Below are 14,258 nucleotides of genomic sequence, written 5' to 3' on the forward strand. Positions count from 1 at the left end.
CTTCGCATCGGAACGTCGGGAGCGTCCGTTCTCCGGCGCGCCGAGTCGGCAGGCGCGACCGAGAGTAGAGCGGCATTGTACAAAATCTCTACCTGTAAAAAGATATAGGTAAGTGTCTGCGATTCGTGAACGCGCGCGCGGGTTTTGCGTGCGACGTGAAAGCCGTGTGAGTGCCGATGCGCGCGCTCGTCTTTCGACACGTGCATGCGAACGTGCGCGAAACCGTGCCCGGCGTTGGCGCGGCGCGATGCGAGGCCCAGATGTGCCGCATCGCGCGTACGTTGTCGCAAGGGCGTCGCGCGATCGCCTGCGGCGCGTGCGTGTCTTCACCCGTCGTTGACGCCGGCGTGAAATTTTTTTTGCGCGTTCGCGTCGATGGGGGAGAAAGCCGGTGAAATCCCTGTAAGGTTTTCCTTTCGCCCGACGACTAAGCTTCCGAAAGGCGCGATTGCGCCGCCCGACGGGAACCCGATGCAGCACACGCCAGCGCCGACCCTCGAAGCCGTGCTCGCGCAGTACGGCGCGTCGCTCGCGCGCGTGGCGCGCACGTACGAGGCGACCGCGGCGGGCCGCGAGGACCTGCTGCAGGATGTCGCGCTCGCGCTGCTCAAGGCGCTGCCGCGCTATCGCGGCGACAGCGCGCTCGGCACGTTCGTCTATCGCGTCGCGACGAACGTCGCGATCGACCGGCTGGCGCGGCGACCGCCCGACGCGCTCGATCTGGCGGCGATCGAAGACCGGCCCGACCCCGGGCCGACGCCCGAATCGCTGCACGCCGACGAGCATCGGCGCGAACGCCTCGCGCGCGCGTTGCGGCGCCTGCCGCTGACCCAGCGGCAGGTCATGAGCCTCGTGCTCGAAGGGTTGTCGCACGGACAGATCGCCGCCGTGCTCGGACTGACCGAGAACAACGTCGCCGTGCGCGCGAACCGTGCGCGCACGCAACTGCGGCAATGGCTGGAGGAATGACATGAACGAACGCGACGACGAACTCGAGGCCTGGCAGCGCCAGTGGCGGGACGGCGCGCCGCCGCCGCGCGTCGAGGCGCGCGCGATCGCCGACGATCGCCGCTACCGGCGCTTCGCGATCGCCGAATACGCGCTGTCGGCGCTGCTGCTCACCGCCTCGCTGGCCTACGTGCTGTACTCGGACACGATCGTCGCGCGGCTGCTGTTCGCCGGCTTCTGGGGCATCGGCGTACCGACGCTCGCCTTCGCGATATGGAACCGGCGCGGCCTGTGGCGCGCGACCGACGAGAGCGGCCGCGCGTTCGTCGCACTCGCGCTGCGGCGCTGCCGGCGCGGGCTGCGCGCGGTGCACGCAAGCTACGTCGTGCTCGCCGCCGTGGTCGCGTTCAACGTCGCGACGTTCAGCGGCGCGTTCGCGGCGATGCCGTCGGACGGCCGCGACGGCATCGCCCTGACGATCGCGGTCGCCGCGGTCTATCTCATCGTGCTGATGGCCGCGCACCGGCGCGTGCGCCGGCGCCTCGCCGCGTACGAAGCGATCGCGCGCGAACTCGACGCGTAAGGTTTCGCGGTGGGCGCCGACTAATGCAGGCACACGCGTCCGATCGTCGGACGCTTCACGGAGCCTGCCATGACCGCAAGATCGCAAACTTCCCTTCGTCGCAAAGCGCTCGCGCTGTCGCTGCATGCCGTCGCCTGCGTCGCGCTCGGCGGCGCGCTGTTCGTGCCGCCGGCCTTGCACGCGCGCGAAGCGGCGATGCCCGCGGCGCGCGAGGACTGGCTCGAGCTGCGCCTGGCCGGCGTGCCGGCCGGCTACATCCTCGAACGCGCCGACGGCGCGAAGACCCACGTCGAATCGAAGATGGTGCTCAACCGCATGGGATCGAAGGTCGAGATCTCGAGCGCGACGACGTTCGACGAAGACGCCGACGGCCGCCTGCGCAGCCTCACGACGCAGGCCAGCACGTCGCGCGACAAGAGCACGCTGACGTTGACCGTCGGCAAGGACGAGCTGACGCTCGAGTCGCAGGCCGGCGGCAAATCGTATACGACGAAGCAGCCTTTGACGGCGCCGCTCTACGGGCCGCGCGGCGCACGCGCGCTGTCGCGCGCGCGGCTCGCCGCACCGGGCGACGTTCTGAAATATTCCACTTTCGTTCCGGAAGCCGGTTCGGTCGCGCAGGTGACGCGCACGATGCTCCGGCGCGAGACGATCAAGGTCGGCGCGCGCGACGTCGATGCGCGCGTCGTCACCGAAATATCGAGTGCGATGCCGGTGCCGTCGACGCTGTGGCTCGACGCCGACGCGCGCGTCGTCAGGCAGGAGCAGCGCAGTCCGTTCGGCCTCGTGGAACTTTCGCCCGGCACCGCCGCGCTGCGCGCGGTGGTCGAAGCGGGCGCCGAACTTCCGGACGACACCTACAGCAACGCCGTCGCGCGTTCGAACGTGCGGCTGCCGCGACCGCGCGACGTCGAACGCGTCGTGCTGCGGCTGGAGCTGAAGAACCCCGAAGCCGGCCTGCCGGACCTGTCGGGCCCGAACCAGCGGGTCATCGAGAAATCGGACAGGCACGTCGTGTTCGAAGTGACGCGTCCGAATACGCCGGACGACGCGCAGTCGCCGCGCGAGGACGCGCAGTACGTCAATCCCACCGCCGTGCTGCAATCGGATCATGCCGATGTAGCCCGGCTCGCGGCGCAGCTCAAGCGCCCCGGCGCGAGCCGCTGGCAGCAGGCGCGCGTGCTGCAGGACTGGGTCAGCGAGAACATGCAGTTCGACGCGGGCGTCGCGATGGTCTCGGCGTCGGAAGTCGTGCGCGATCGCCGCGGCACGTGCGTCGCGTACGCGGTGCTGCTGACGTCGCTCGCGCGCGCGCTCGAGATTCCGTCGCGCATGGTGTTCGGCTACGTCTATGCCGCGAACATGTGGGGCGGCCACGCGTGGACCGAGATCCGCATCGGCGACGACTGGGTGCCGATCGACGCGGCGATGTACGCGCCGGGCGTCGCCGACGCGGCGCGATTCGCCATCGTGCGCCTCGCCGAGAAGCAGGGCGCCGGCACCGACCAGGCCGCGCTCGCGCAGCTGTTCGGCAACGAACGCATCCGCGTGCTGAGCTACGCGATCGACGGCCGCACGATCGACGTCGCCGACGGCGCGAAGGCGTATGCGATCGACGGCGACGTCTATCGCAACGCGCCGCTCGGCCTCGTCGTGCGCAAGAGCGCGGACGCGAGCTTCGTCAAGCTCGACGCGATGTATCCCGACACGACGGTGGTCGGCGTGCGCGATGCGCAGGGCAGGGAAACGACGCTGCACCAGGGTGCGGCGTCGGTCGTCGAACTGCGCGAGGACGGTCTGGCCGCGTACCTGAAAGAAAAGGGCTACGCCGCGCCGATGCAAGCGCTGCGCGTCGCCGGTCGACCCGCGCTGCTGGCGACGAAGGTCGACGCCGGCAAGAAAACCGCGACGACCGCGATCGCGTTCCGCGACGGCGAAGACCTGTGGCTCGTGCGCACCGACGGCGACGACGGCGAACGGCGCGTGCGCGCGGCGGCGCAGGGCGTCGAACTCGCGGCGCCGGCGGCGGCGGTCGTCGCGCGCTGAGCCGCAGACGTCCCGCGACGCAGCACCCCTGGACGGCACGATGAAGCTTCGCAGGAAACTGGCCGATGCCGCGTCCGCCTCGTCGAACATAGAATTCGGCATCCGGCGCTGCGCACCGCTCACGCCGCCGACGGTGCGGCAGTAGTCGCACGCGCCCGAACGCCGTCGCGGCAACCGGCATTGCCCGTTGCCGCGACGTATCGTCGGGACGCTAGACTCCGCGAATCGTCCTGCCGCGGAGCGTGCGCATGAAGATCGTCGTCACCGGCGCGAGCGGCCGCATCGGCCGCGCGATCCACGTGCGCCTGTCGCGCGAGCACGACGTCGTCGGCTTCGATCGCGCGCCGTCGTCGACGGCCGACGTCGTCGGCGATCTGGACGACGCCGTGCTCTTGCGCCGCGTCTGCGACGGTGCCGACGCGATCGTGCATACCGCAGCGCTGCACGCGCCGCACGTCGGCCTCGTCGCCGACGCGCAGTTCGAACGCGTCAACGTCGACGGTACGCGCCGCGTGCTCGACGCGGCCGTCGCGGCGAACGTGCCGCGCTTCGTGTTCACGAGTTCCACCGCGGTGTTCGGCGACGCCGCGACGCCGCGCGAACGCGCCGGCTGGGTCGACGAGGCGCTCGCGCCGCAACCGGTCACGATCTATCACCGCACCAAGCTCGCCGCAGAAGCACTGTTGCGCGACGCGGCCGGCGCCGGCGGGCCGGTCGTGCGCATCTTGCGCATGTCGCGCTGCTTTCCGGAACCCGCGCCGCTCATGGCGGCGTATCGCCTGCATCGCGGCATCGACGCGCGCGACGTTGCCGACGCGCACGCGCTCGCCCTCGCCGACACGGCGGGCCCGCAGGCGACGTACGTCATTTCCGGCGCGACGCCGTTCCTGCCCGATGACGCCGACGCGCTGCTGCGCGACGCGCCGTCGGTGCTGCGCGCACGCTGCCCCGAGCTCGTCGAAGAATTCGAACTGCGCGACTGGCCGCTGCCGGCGTCGATCGACCGTGTCTACGATGCGGCCCTCGCGATGCGCGAGCTGCGCTGGCGACCGCACTACGGGTTCGACGAACCGCTCGCGATGTTCGACGCGGGCTGGTCGGAAGTGCTGCCGCCCCGGCGCGGCGCATGGACGGCGAACGAATAGTCATTCGTCGGGCAGCAGCTTGCGCGGCCCCGCGCCGAACCGCGCCAGCGCGTCGCCGGGATTGCTCAGGCGGCAGCGTTTGAGCGACAGGCAGCCGCAGCCGATGCAGCCGGTCAGTTCGTCGCGCAGGCGTGACAGCGCGGCGATGCGCGCGTCGAGTTCGGCGCGCCACGACGCCGACAGGCGCTGCCAGTCGGCGCGCGTCGGCGTGCGGCCGTCGGGCAGCGCCGCGAGCGCGGCGCCGATCGCCTCGAGCGGCAAGCCCACGCGCTGCGCGACGCGGATCACCGCGATGCGGCGCAACACGTCGCGCGCGTAGCGCCGCTGGTTGCCGGCGCTGCGGCGGCTCGCGATCAGGCCCTTGCTCTCGTAGAAATGCAGCGCCGAAACCGCCACGCCGCTGCGCGAGGCGACCTCGCCGATCGACAGCTCGCTCATCGCTTGACCTCAAGTTAAGTTGAGGTTCTATCCTCGACGGCCTCTTGCCAGGAGGTCAAGCATGAAGATCGTTCGTTGGAACAGCGATACCGCCGCGGGAACGCCGGAGGCGACGGCCTGCGCCGTCGCGTTCGACGCGTTCGGCCCGCCCGAGGTCCTGCGTGCGGTGCGCGTCGCCGTGCCGCTGCCCGGCGCCGGCGAAGTGCGCGTGCGCGTCAAGGCGGCCGGCGTGCGGCCGTTCGACGCGGCGCTGCGCGCGGGCCGCGTGCCCGCACTGCCGGTGACGTTTCCGCAGTGTCCCGGCAACGAGTTTGCGGGTATCGTCGATGCCGTCGGCGAAGGCGTCGCCGGCGTCGCGCCGGGCGACGAATTGATCGGATGGAACGTGATGGGCTGTTACGCGGAACGCGTCGCGGTGAGTGCGAACCAGATCGCCGGCAAGCCGCGCGCGATGCCGTGGGACGAGGCCGGCGGCCTTTCCGCGTCGGGCCAGACCGCGCACACCGCGCTGCGCGCGCTCGGCGTCGGACTCGGCGATACGCTGCTCGTGCACGGCGCCGCCGGCGGCGTCGGCAGCCTCGCCGTGCAGCTCGCGCGGACGTGGGGCGCGCGCGTGATCGGCACCGCGAGCCCCGGCAATCACGACTATTTGCGCGAACTCGGCGCCGAGCCGGTCGCCTACGGGCCGGGGCTCGTCGAACGCGTGCGCCGGTTGGCGGCACACGACGTCAGCGCGGTGCTCGACACGCGCGGCGGCGACGCGTTCGACGCGTCGCTCAAGCTCGTCGGCGACTGGCGCCGCATCGCGACGCTGGTGGAGTTCGACCGCGCGAAAAAACTCGGCGCGCTCGCCGTGCGCAGCGAGCGCTCGGCCGCGCGCCTGGCCGAACTCGTCGCGCTGTGGGAACGCGGCGCGCTGCGCGTGCCGATTCGCGCCCGCTACGCGCTGCACAACGCGGCGCAGGCGCATCGCGACATCGAATACGGCCACGGCCGCGGCAAGGTCGTGCTGATGGTGGAGGTCGCCGCTTGAGCGTCGCCGAACACGCGCTGCCCGCGGCCGAGCCCGGCATCCTGTCGCCGCAGCGGCGGGCGATGACGATCGGGCTCGTCTCGCTCGTCTCGCTCGTCGCGTTCGAGGCGCTGGCGGTGGCCACCGCGATGCCGACCGCCGCGCAGGCGCTCGACGGACTGTCGCTGTACGCGCTCGCGTTCGGCGGCGTGATCGCCGCGAGCGTCGTCGGCCTCGTGGCCGCCGGGCGCTGGTGCGACGTGCGCGGCGCGGCCGTGCCGCTGCAGGCCGGCGTCGTCGCGTTCGTCGTCGGCCTCGCGCTCGCGGGGCTCGCGCCGAACATGCCGTTGTTCGTCGCCGGCCGCATCGCGCAGGGGTTCGGGCAGGGCCTGCTGCTCGTCGCGACGTACGTCGTCGTCGCGAAGGTGTATCCGTCGCCGCTGCGGCCGCGGTTGTTCGCCGCGTTCTCGGCCGCGTGGGTCGTGCCGTCGCTCGTGGGGCCCACGATCAGCGGCCTCGTCGTCGAGCACGCCGGCTGGCGCTGGGTGTTCCTCGCGGTTCCTTTTTTGGCATTGCCCGCATTGTGGATGTTGCGGCCGGGCCTGCGCGCGCTGCCGCCGCCGGCACCGAGCGACGCGTCGGTGGGATTCGCGCACCGGCGCATGGCCTGGTCGCTCGTCGGTGCGGCCGGCGCGTGCGCGCTGCACTACGCCGGGCAGCGTCACGACGCGGCCGGCTTCGCGCTGATCGCCGCCGCGACGGTCGCCGTCGCCGTGTGCGCGTGGCGGTTGCTGCCGGCCGGCGTGCTCGTCGCGCGGCGCGGCCTGCCGGCCGTGATCGCGCTGCGCGGCATCGCCGCGGCAGCGTTCTTCAGCACCGAAGTATTCGTGCCGCTGATGCTGTCGCGCGAACGCGGGCTGTCGCCGGTCTGGGCGGGGCTGGCGCTGACGGTCGGCGCGCTCGGCTGGTCGGCGGGCTCGTGGTACCAGGGCACGATGAGCAGAAAGGGCCCGCGCCCGAGCGTGCTGCGGCTCGGCATGACGTTGATCGGCGGCGGTGTCGCGACCGTCGCGGCAACCGCGTGGGCGCACGTGCCCGCGGCGGTCGGCATCGCCGGCTGGACGATCGCGGGGCTCGGCATGGGCCTGGCGTACCCGATCCTCGCGGCGCTCGCGCTGGACCTGTCGGCGCCGGGCGAGGAGGGCGTCAACAGCTCGGCGTTGCAGCTGTCCGAAGCGCTGACGGTGGCGACGGTGCTCGCGCTCGGCGGCTCGCTGTTCGCGACGCTGCTGGAAACGTCGCCGACGCTGGCGTTCGTCGCGAGCTATGCGGTGAGCGTGGCGTTGGCGCTGCTCGGGATGGTGGTGGCGGGGCGGTGCAGGCGCTAGCCTGCGTGAACGATGCCTTTCTGCAGCAGCCACCCCGCAATCCGCGCCGCCTCGCGACGCGGCATGCGCTGCGACCAGCGCTCGATCAGCTGCGCGAGGTTCGCCGCGTCGGCGATGCCGGCCAGCAGCGGCGCGAGTTCGACGCCCGAGAGCCACGCCAGCGGACGCGCGAGCGCCGGGTGGTCGAGCGCGGCGCGCAGCTCCACCACATCGTCGACGACGCACGGCAGTTCGACGAGTCGCGATTCGCGCGCGAGCGTGATTTTCGCGCGCAGCGCCGCATCGACGTCGGTCGGCGCGAGCGCTGCGTCCGGCACCGGTTCGCGCTCGTCGGCGGGCGGCGCTTCCGCGTCGGGCCACGCGAACGGTGCGGCCTGCGCCTGCCAGAACGCGTGTTCGCGCGCCGGCCACGCCTGCGCGTAGTAGTCGCGCGCCCAGCGGCCGTGCCGGGCGATCGATTCGACGCGGCGCGCGTCGTAGAACGTCCGCGCGAGCGCCGCGCGTTCCGGATGCCGCATCGACGTATGAAATGCCGTTACGGCCTGCAATGAAAATCGCATCGCCTTTTCGACACCGCTCGCCGACAGCGGATCGAGCGCGAACGCCGCGTCGCCGAGGCGCACCCGGCCCGGCTGCCACGCGTCGCGCACGAGACACGCGCCGGCCGCGCACCCGTTCAGTGCGGTCACGGCCGGCGCCGTCGCGAGCGCCGTCATGAGCCCGCTCGCCGCGAACGTCGTGCGCAGCCACATCTCGCGCGACCGTGCCTGCGCGTGGCGCGGCGTGTCCGGGTCGCACAGCGCCATCGCGCGATAGCGGCCGTCCGGCAGCGGCGAACCCCACAGCCAGGCGTCGGTCAGCGCTTCGATGCGTGTTTCGGCGGGTGCGAGCGCGCCGTCGTAGTCGAGCCACAGGGCAACGAGCGGCGGCGCCGTCGCGACGACGCCGTCGCGGCCGGCCGGCGGCCGGCCGCCCGCGTCGAACACCGTGTGCGCGACGATGCGCTCGTGCGCGGCGCCGGTCTGCACGACCGCGCGCCAGTGTTCGCCGTCGCGTTCGAGCACCGCCACTTGCGCCGACGCGAAGCACCGCACGCCGCGTTCGCGCGCGAGATCGAACAGCGCGCCGTCGAACGCCGCGCGGTCGACGATGGCATTGCCGCCGGCGTGGAAGACGGCGTCGCGCGACGTCCACGCGACGCGCGCGGCGAGGCCCGCGCGCCGAGGTACGCGCGCGAGCGCGTCGTTCGCGTCGAGCAGGCCGACGATGTTGCCGATGCCCGGCGTCAGCGATTCGCCGACGTTGCCGCGCGGCGCCGCGTTGCGTTCGACCACCGCCGTGCGATAGCCGAACTGCGCCAGACGCAGCGCGGCGGTGAGGCCGGCCGGCCCCGCGCCGACGATCAGCGCGTCGACCGCGAGCGCCGCGTTCACGGCGCGTCGCCGAACCAGTGCGGCGCGAGCCGCGCGAGCCGGCCGTGCGCCTGGATCGTGTAGTGCAGCCAGCCGCGGATGTAGTCACACGCGCTGCGGCCGCGCGCGAGCACTTCGTGGTGACAGCCGCCGCCGCACAGATAGCGCGCCCAGCAGCCGCCGCACGGGCTTTGCGCGTGCACGTGGCGCGCGGCGAGCCACGCGCGCTGCCGCTCGACGTCGATGCCGGTCGACACATGCCCGAACTGCGCTTTCTCGTCGCCGACGAAACGATGGCACGCGGCGAGTTCGCCGTCGGCCGACACGCCGAAATAACCCGCGCCGGCGCCGCAGGGGTAGGGCCGGTGCGTGCCGCGATGCAGCTCGCGCAGCGCGTTGATCATGTTGAGGAACGGATAGCGCCGGCCGGCGACCACGTGTTCCTCGAACGCCAGGCCGCACGCGATCATGGCTTCGAGCATCGCGTCGAGATCGTACGTCGCCATTTCGTCGCGGCCGTTCGGCGCGCGCAGCAGCGGCGAGAAGCCGACGCTGTGAAAGCCCATGTCGACGAAGAGATCGAGCGTTTCGGGCAGGTTCGCGTTCGACGGCGTGACGGTGACGCGCGCCGACACCTGCATCTTGCGCTGGCGTTCGACGAGCGGCGCGATCTGCTTGACGATGAGGTCGAACGAGCCGCGGCCGTTCTTGAGCGGGCGCAGGCGATCGTGCTGTTCGGCCGGGCCGTCGAGGCTCACCGTCACCGCGAAGCCGTGCTCTTCGAAGAAATCGGCGTCGTGCGGTTTGACGAGCGTGCCGTTCGTCGTGATCGAAAACCCGATGCGCACGCCGCGCCCGGCCGCCGCGCGCACGGCGTACTCCGTCGCCTCGCGCAGCACGTGCCGGTTCTGCAGCGGTTCGCCGCCGAGAAACGCGAGATTGACCTTCGCCCCGGGTTCCGCGCCGCCGACCAGGAGATCGATCGACTGTTTCGCGACGTCGAACGACATCTGCCGTTGCGGTCCGCCGAACGCGCCCTGCTGCGCGTAGCAATAGGTGCAGCCGAGGTTGCACTTCTGCGCGATGGCGAGCGACAGCGCGTGCGCCGGCATCGGCGCGAGCGGCGCGTCGTCGATCGCGTGCCGCGCGTCGATGCCGCTCGACGCGACCAGCCGCGCGACGGCGTCGTCGCCGCGATCGAGCGCGGCGCGAAACGCGTCGGCGACGGCGTCGGGCAGGTCGTACAGGCGGCTGCCGTCGACGACGAACAACTGCGCGCCGTGCGGCGCATTCAACAAATGCACCTGTGCACTGCGCGGCACGGCGCCGGCGCGCACCTGCGCGGTCATCGGAGCGGCGATCGCCGCGGCGCTCATGAGCTTTCCGCGTCCTTGCCGCGCACGATGAAGCTGAGCAGGCCCTGCCAGTCCTTGAACAGGTCGTCGTACGAGTACAGGCGCGTGTCGGTGCGGTTGTCCGGCACGTAGCTGCCGGTGCGCTTCTTCGCGAGCCACATGTCGCCGTGCGAGAGGCCGTCCTTCGACGGTTCGACGTTGACGTAGTCGGGCCGGCTCGCGGCCCAGTAGTAGCACGCGCATTCGCGGTAGTCGTTCTGCCACGGCGCGCACAGGCCCTGCGTGAGTTCGCCGGGCTTGAGAAGATCGTTCGCGATCGCGGCGGTGTCGCCGTCGAAGAATCGGCGCACGCGCAGCGTCACCGGCAGCGTTTCGGCGCCGGCCGCGATCACTTCGGTCGTCGCGTTCTTGTGCGTCGTGAATTCGCACACGACGTCCTGGCCCTGCTTGGCCATGATGCGCGCGAGCGAGTTCGACCACTCCATGAACGACACGGCGTTCGGGTTGGCCGTGCTGCCGAGCGTGCCGCTGTCGCCGCCGGGAAACACCGGGCCCTGCGTCAGCACGTTCGTGTCGAAGCCGTCGACGCGCAGCAGGCGGCGCGTGACGAGATCGTCGTACTTCGGATCTTCGGCGGCGACGACGTAGTTGTTGTTTTCGACCAGCACGATGCCTTCGAACGTGCGCCGCCACAGGTTGCGGAAGTCGAATTCGAGGCCGGGAAAGCAGTTGGAAATCGCCGAGCGCGGCAGCACCGACGCGGGATTGCCGGTACCGCGATAGTGCAGCTGCGCGGCGAGATTGCCGGGTTTGAGTTTCTCGGTCATGGCTTGCGCTCCCCGTGCACGACGGCGGGTGCGGCGTACGCGCCGCCGCGGAACATCGCCTGCGTCGCGGCCTTGATCACCATGTCGATGTGGCGCCGCGTCAGGCACAGGCCGCGGCCGTCGGCGCCGCGCATCAGCGCCGGCATCTTGCGCCGCGCGGTATCCGACAGGTCGCCGATCTCCTCGGGCCGGCGCAGCACGTCGGAGAACCACGGCGCGGAACCGGCCGACAGCGCGCTGAACACGCGTTCGTGCAGCGCGCGCAGCGCGAGGTTGTCGACGATCGACGGCGCCGCGAGCGGTTCGTAGTAGCGTTCGAAGTCGTTCGTGTCCTGGCGCGCCATCGTGCTCGCGACGTTCCAGCGGCCGTTCAGCGCGTTGCCGTTCATCACGGCGGTGTTCATCAGGCGCACGGTTTCGAGCGCGCGGCGCACGAGTTCCTCCGCTTCGTCGATCGGCACCGGCGCGTCGTCGTCGTACGCCGGGCCATACAGGATTTGCTCGAGTTCGTCGGAGATCACGCGCACCGGCAGCGTATCGGGCGCGAACGCGGGCGGGCCCGCGCCGATATGCGCCTGCGCGGTCAGCGTCGAACCGTCGCCGAGCGCGAGCGTCACGCGCGCGTAGCCGTCGCATTCGTCGTCGAGATAGCCCCAGCTCACCTGGTACGCGCCGTCGGCGTAGCCGGCGTAGATCTGCGCGGGATTGGTCAGGGTCGGGCCGACGCTTTCTTTATAACCGCGCCATTTTCCTTTTTTATCGTCGTACAGGATCAGCGCGTCGTCGTCGATGATCGGGTCGGGTTCGACCTGCGTCGGGCTCGTATGGCGTTCGAGCGCCGAGCCGTAGACGTGGCCGCCGGCAGGTGTGAAGCGCAGGCGAATCTGCGGGAATGCGGCGGTCGGCTTGACGAACTGCACCCAGCCGAGCGGCAGCGTGCGGTTCTCGACGAAGTTCGGACAGGTGCCGACGAGCGCGCGGCGCTTGTGGTCGGTCAGCGGGTCGACGCACGCGTGAATCTGGTCGTTCTCGTCGTTCGTGCGGCGATAGAGCTTGATGTTGCCGACCTCGACGCGCCATTGCACGGCGTCGACGCCGAGGCCTTCACGCGCGAGCAGCGCAAGGTCGAGCGGCACGAGCTCGTCCGGCGCCTCGCTCGTGCGCGCGAACACTTCGAGAAACGGCGCGACCGGCCGTATGCGGCGGTTCGCGTCCTTGAAGCGGATCGTCTCGGGCACGTAGGCGTTCGTGATCTCGCCGGTGTTTTCGTCCACGACGAGCGTCGTCTGCGGCACGATGCGGCGGTAGTCGAGCGGCTGCTCGGGATCGACGACGAGGTCGAACGCCTCGAGCGGTTCGCTCGCGGCGCCCAGCCGCCCGACCGCGAGCGGCGGCAGGATACGCAACTCGATGATGGGCATGTCGACGGTCCTAAGTGAGTGAAAGGTTCACGTCGCCGGCGAGGATGCGCAGCGCGGTCTGGCGCATCGCGCGGTCGGCTTCGTGCAGCGACAGCAGGTACGTGTGCCGTTCGGGCGGCGAGGCGACGAGCAGCGCGTCGACCAGCCGGTCGGCGGCGTCGATCAGGTCGACGTGCAGGCGCCAGCGGTTCGGCTCGCCGAGCGGCGAATCGAGCGTGTAGGGCATCTGGAACGGCGGCCCGGCGCAGACGCCGGGGCGCGAGCCGAGCGGCAGCTGCATCAGGATTTCCGAGATCGCGCGCAAATTGTACATTTCTCCGAAAGTGGCGTTGATGATCGCGCCGCGCGGCGTATACGCGCCGGCCGCGGCGAGGCCGCCGGCGAGCGTGAAGCTGTGCGTGAGATACGTCAGCAGCATGCGGTAGCGCAGATTGTGCAGTGTCGCCCACAGCCGCGATTCCGGATGCGTGATCGCGCTCGTCGTCTCGTCTTCGGCGAGACCTTCGGCCGGGTCCATCCCCGGATCGAGCGACACGTAAGGGTTGATTGCGACCGGCCGCGACGCCGACCAGCCCTGGCCGGCGCAGGCCTTCATCTCGACGTACACCTTGAGAAATCGCGCGAAGTGCGACGGCGCGTCGGGATCGGCCGACACCGGCGCTTCGCCCTGCTGCGCGATCTGCGTCATCGCGTTGACCGCGTCGTCGCGGCTGGCGAGCGGAACGACGAGCACGTCGGGCGTCGGCTTCGGGTTCGCGCCGGTCGAATTGCCGCGCGCGCCGCCGGCGTAGCCGCGGCCCCATTCGTCCCAGCTCGCCTGGAACGGATAGGTGTCGGCCTGGAACGCGGCGTCGGGTACGTAGTCCGGGTCCTGCAGCAGCGAGATCAGCAGCGTAAACAGTTCGCCGACGCGGTGCGGGTCGTCGACTTCCTGATGCACCTTCTCGCGGATCTCGTCGGCGAGCGGGCCGGTCCAGTCGGCCGGCGATTCGGCGTAGACGTATTTGGCGAGCGAGTCGAGCGTCAGCGGCTCGAGCGTGAACGGGAACGGATAGAACGGCACGTCCCACGGATAGTCTTCGCGCCCGAGGTTCAGCGGCGATCCGATCAGGCGCAGCGCGTTCTGCACGCTGATGAGATGGCCCATTTCCTCCTTGGCGATGCCGAGGATCACTTCCTGCCAGCCGCGCACCGTCGCGCGGTGCGGCGCCGGCACCTGCGGGCCGCCGAGCGAGTACGCGGCGTACAGGTACTGCACCATCAGCGCGTGTTCGATTTCGGCGTCGACGTGGAGCAGGTAGCTCACGTAGTCGCGCGGCGAGAATTCCGATTCGTAGGGGCCGGTCGCCGGCGCGGCTGCGCCGCCGACGAACAGGCGTTTGCGCGCCGCGGCGGTTTTCCCGGGCGCGAGCCCGAGCACCCCGAGGTGGCGCCTGAGCGAAGAACGCATAGTTCCCCCGGGCGAGCTGCCTTGGTCGAATGTGTATTTGTGGGCATTGCGATTTGTACGGACCGAGTATTGCAGTTGCGCGGCGGTCTGCGCCCTGTCGGATCGCGCAGGGTAGGTCGCGGCGCGTACCTGTAAAATCTTACAGGCCCACGCGGACCCGGTCGCGGCGTACCATCCGGTCGCGTTGTACATGTGTACACGTATCAAACCCACGCTAATTGCCCGGCGCGCGG

12 protein-coding genes are annotated in these 14,258 nt (G+C 70.9%); 6 read left to right on the plus strand and 6 right to left on the minus strand.

The genetic code is table 11. From position 1 onward, the window contains the following. Positions 1-471: 471 nt before the first annotated feature. From OD750_RS25955 to OD750_RS25970, 4 genes are all read left to right on the plus strand, one after another. Complete coding sequence (locus OD750_RS25955) at positions 472-969, plus strand: RNA polymerase sigma factor (RefSeq protein ID WP_263543000.1); 498 nt, start codon at positions 472-474, stop codon at positions 967-969. A 1-nt stretch (position 970) separates the two neighbouring features. After that, the gene (locus OD750_RS25960) at positions 971-1,531 is read left to right on the plus strand and encodes a hypothetical protein (RefSeq protein ID WP_263543001.1); all 561 of its coding nucleotides are present in this window, start codon (positions 971-973) and stop codon (positions 1,529-1,531) included. A 69-nt stretch (positions 1,532-1,600) separates the two neighbouring features. Further along, positions 1,601-3,577 (plus strand): transglutaminase family protein, encoded by a 1,977-nt coding sequence (locus OD750_RS25965; RefSeq protein ID WP_272842180.1) that lies wholly within the window; start codon positions 1,601-1,603, stop codon positions 3,575-3,577. 248 nt (positions 3,578-3,825) lie between these two features. Further along, a complete protein-coding gene (locus OD750_RS25970) occupies positions 3,826-4,722 on the plus strand; it encodes an NAD-dependent epimerase/dehydratase family protein (RefSeq protein WP_263543003.1) in 897 nt (298 codons plus the stop codon). Here OD750_RS25970 and soxR read toward each other — a convergent pair whose 3' ends face one another. After that, entirely contained in the window at positions 4,723-5,160 is a 438-nt protein-coding gene (gene soxR / locus OD750_RS25975) for a redox-sensitive transcriptional activator SoxR (protein ID WP_263543004.1), read from the minus strand. It lies immediately after the preceding gene. 61 nt (positions 5,161-5,221) lie between these two features. Here soxR and OD750_RS25980 point away from each other — a divergent pair, with 61 nt between their 5' ends. Both OD750_RS25980 and OD750_RS25985 read left to right on the plus strand, forming a co-directional pair. After that, on the plus strand, positions 5,222-6,193 hold the full coding sequence (locus OD750_RS25980; RefSeq protein ID WP_263543005.1) for an NADP-dependent oxidoreductase: 972 nt from the start codon (positions 5,222-5,224) through the stop codon (positions 6,191-6,193). Between the two features lie 62 nt (positions 6,194-6,255). Beyond that, positions 6,256-7,560, plus strand: a complete 1,305-nt coding sequence (locus tag OD750_RS25985; protein WP_425508269.1) for an MFS transporter — start codon at positions 6,256-6,258, stop codon at positions 7,558-7,560. Here the strand turns inward: OD750_RS25985 and qhpG are convergent. Genes qhpG through OD750_RS26010 form a run of 5 tightly spaced genes read right to left on the minus strand, consistent with a single transcriptional unit; the run spans position 7,557 to position 14,025 of the window. Next, complete coding sequence (qhpG, locus tag OD750_RS25990) at positions 7,557-8,993, minus strand: flavin-dependent monooxygenase QhpG (protein ID WP_263543007.1); 1,437 nt, start codon at positions 8,991-8,993, stop codon at positions 7,557-7,559. The genes OD750_RS25985 and qhpG overlap by 4 nt on opposite strands. Continuing rightward, positions 8,990-10,348 (minus strand): radical SAM/SPASM domain-containing protein, encoded by a 1,359-nt coding sequence (locus OD750_RS25995; protein WP_263543008.1) that lies wholly within the window; start codon positions 10,346-10,348, stop codon positions 8,990-8,992. Before OD750_RS25995 ends, qhpG begins: the two co-directional genes overlap by 4 nt. Next, complete coding sequence (locus tag OD750_RS26000) at positions 10,345-11,154, minus strand: hypothetical protein (RefSeq protein WP_263543009.1); 810 nt, start codon at positions 11,152-11,154, stop codon at positions 10,345-10,347. Before OD750_RS26000 ends, OD750_RS25995 begins: the two co-directional genes overlap by 4 nt. Continuing rightward, positions 11,151-12,575: a hypothetical protein gene (locus OD750_RS26005; RefSeq protein WP_263543010.1), complete on the minus strand. Its 1,425-nt coding sequence runs from the start codon at positions 12,573-12,575 to the stop codon at positions 11,151-11,153. The genes OD750_RS26000 and OD750_RS26005 overlap by 4 nt, the downstream gene beginning before the upstream one ends. 10 nt (positions 12,576-12,585) lie before the next feature. After that, positions 12,586-14,025: a ferritin-like protein gene (locus OD750_RS26010; protein WP_263543011.1), complete on the minus strand. Its 1,440-nt coding sequence runs from the start codon at positions 14,023-14,025 to the stop codon at positions 12,586-12,588. Between the last annotated feature and the right edge of the window lie 233 nt (positions 14,026-14,258).

Origin of the sequence: Tahibacter soli (assembly GCF_025717065.2) — a bacterium.
In the GTDB taxonomy this organism is placed as follows: Bacteria; Pseudomonadota; Gammaproteobacteria; order Xanthomonadales; family Rhodanobacteraceae; genus Tahibacter; species Tahibacter soli.

What these genes read in the sequence shown, in the direction of transcription:
- OD750_RS26010 (WP_263543011.1), bottom strand. Translation starts at nt 14,025, where the DNA reads ATGCGTTCTTCGCTCAGGCGCCACCTCGGGGTGCTCGGGCTCGCGCCC.
- OD750_RS25960 (WP_263543001.1), top strand. Translation starts at nt 971, where the DNA reads ATGAACGAACGCGACGACGAACTCGAGGCCTGGCAGCGCCAGTGGCGG.
- OD750_RS25985 (WP_425508269.1), top strand. Translation starts at nt 6,256, where the DNA reads ATGACGATCGGGCTCGTCTCGCTCGTCTCGCTCGTCGCGTTCGAGGCG.
- OD750_RS26005 (WP_263543010.1), bottom strand. Translation starts at nt 12,575, where the DNA reads ATGCCCATCATCGAGTTGCGTATCCTGCCGCCGCTCGCGGTCGGGCGG.
- OD750_RS25955 (WP_263543000.1), top strand. Translation starts at nt 472, where the DNA reads ATGCAGCACACGCCAGCGCCGACCCTCGAAGCCGTGCTCGCGCAGTAC.
- OD750_RS26000 (WP_263543009.1), bottom strand. Translation starts at nt 11,154, where the DNA reads ATGACCGAGAAACTCAAACCCGGCAATCTCGCCGCGCAGCTGCACTAT.
- OD750_RS25965 (WP_272842180.1), top strand. Translation starts at nt 1,601, where the DNA reads ATGACCGCAAGATCGCAAACTTCCCTTCGTCGCAAAGCGCTCGCGCTG.
- OD750_RS25980 (WP_263543005.1), top strand. Translation starts at nt 5,222, where the DNA reads ATGAAGATCGTTCGTTGGAACAGCGATACCGCCGCGGGAACGCCGGAG.
- soxR (WP_263543004.1), bottom strand. Translation starts at nt 5,160, where the DNA reads ATGAGCGAGCTGTCGATCGGCGAGGTCGCCTCGCGCAGCGGCGTGGCG.
- OD750_RS25995 (WP_263543008.1), bottom strand. Translation starts at nt 10,348, where the DNA reads ATGAGCGCCGCGGCGATCGCCGCTCCGATGACCGCGCAGGTGCGCGCC.
- OD750_RS25970 (WP_263543003.1), top strand. Translation starts at nt 3,826, where the DNA reads ATGAAGATCGTCGTCACCGGCGCGAGCGGCCGCATCGGCCGCGCGATC.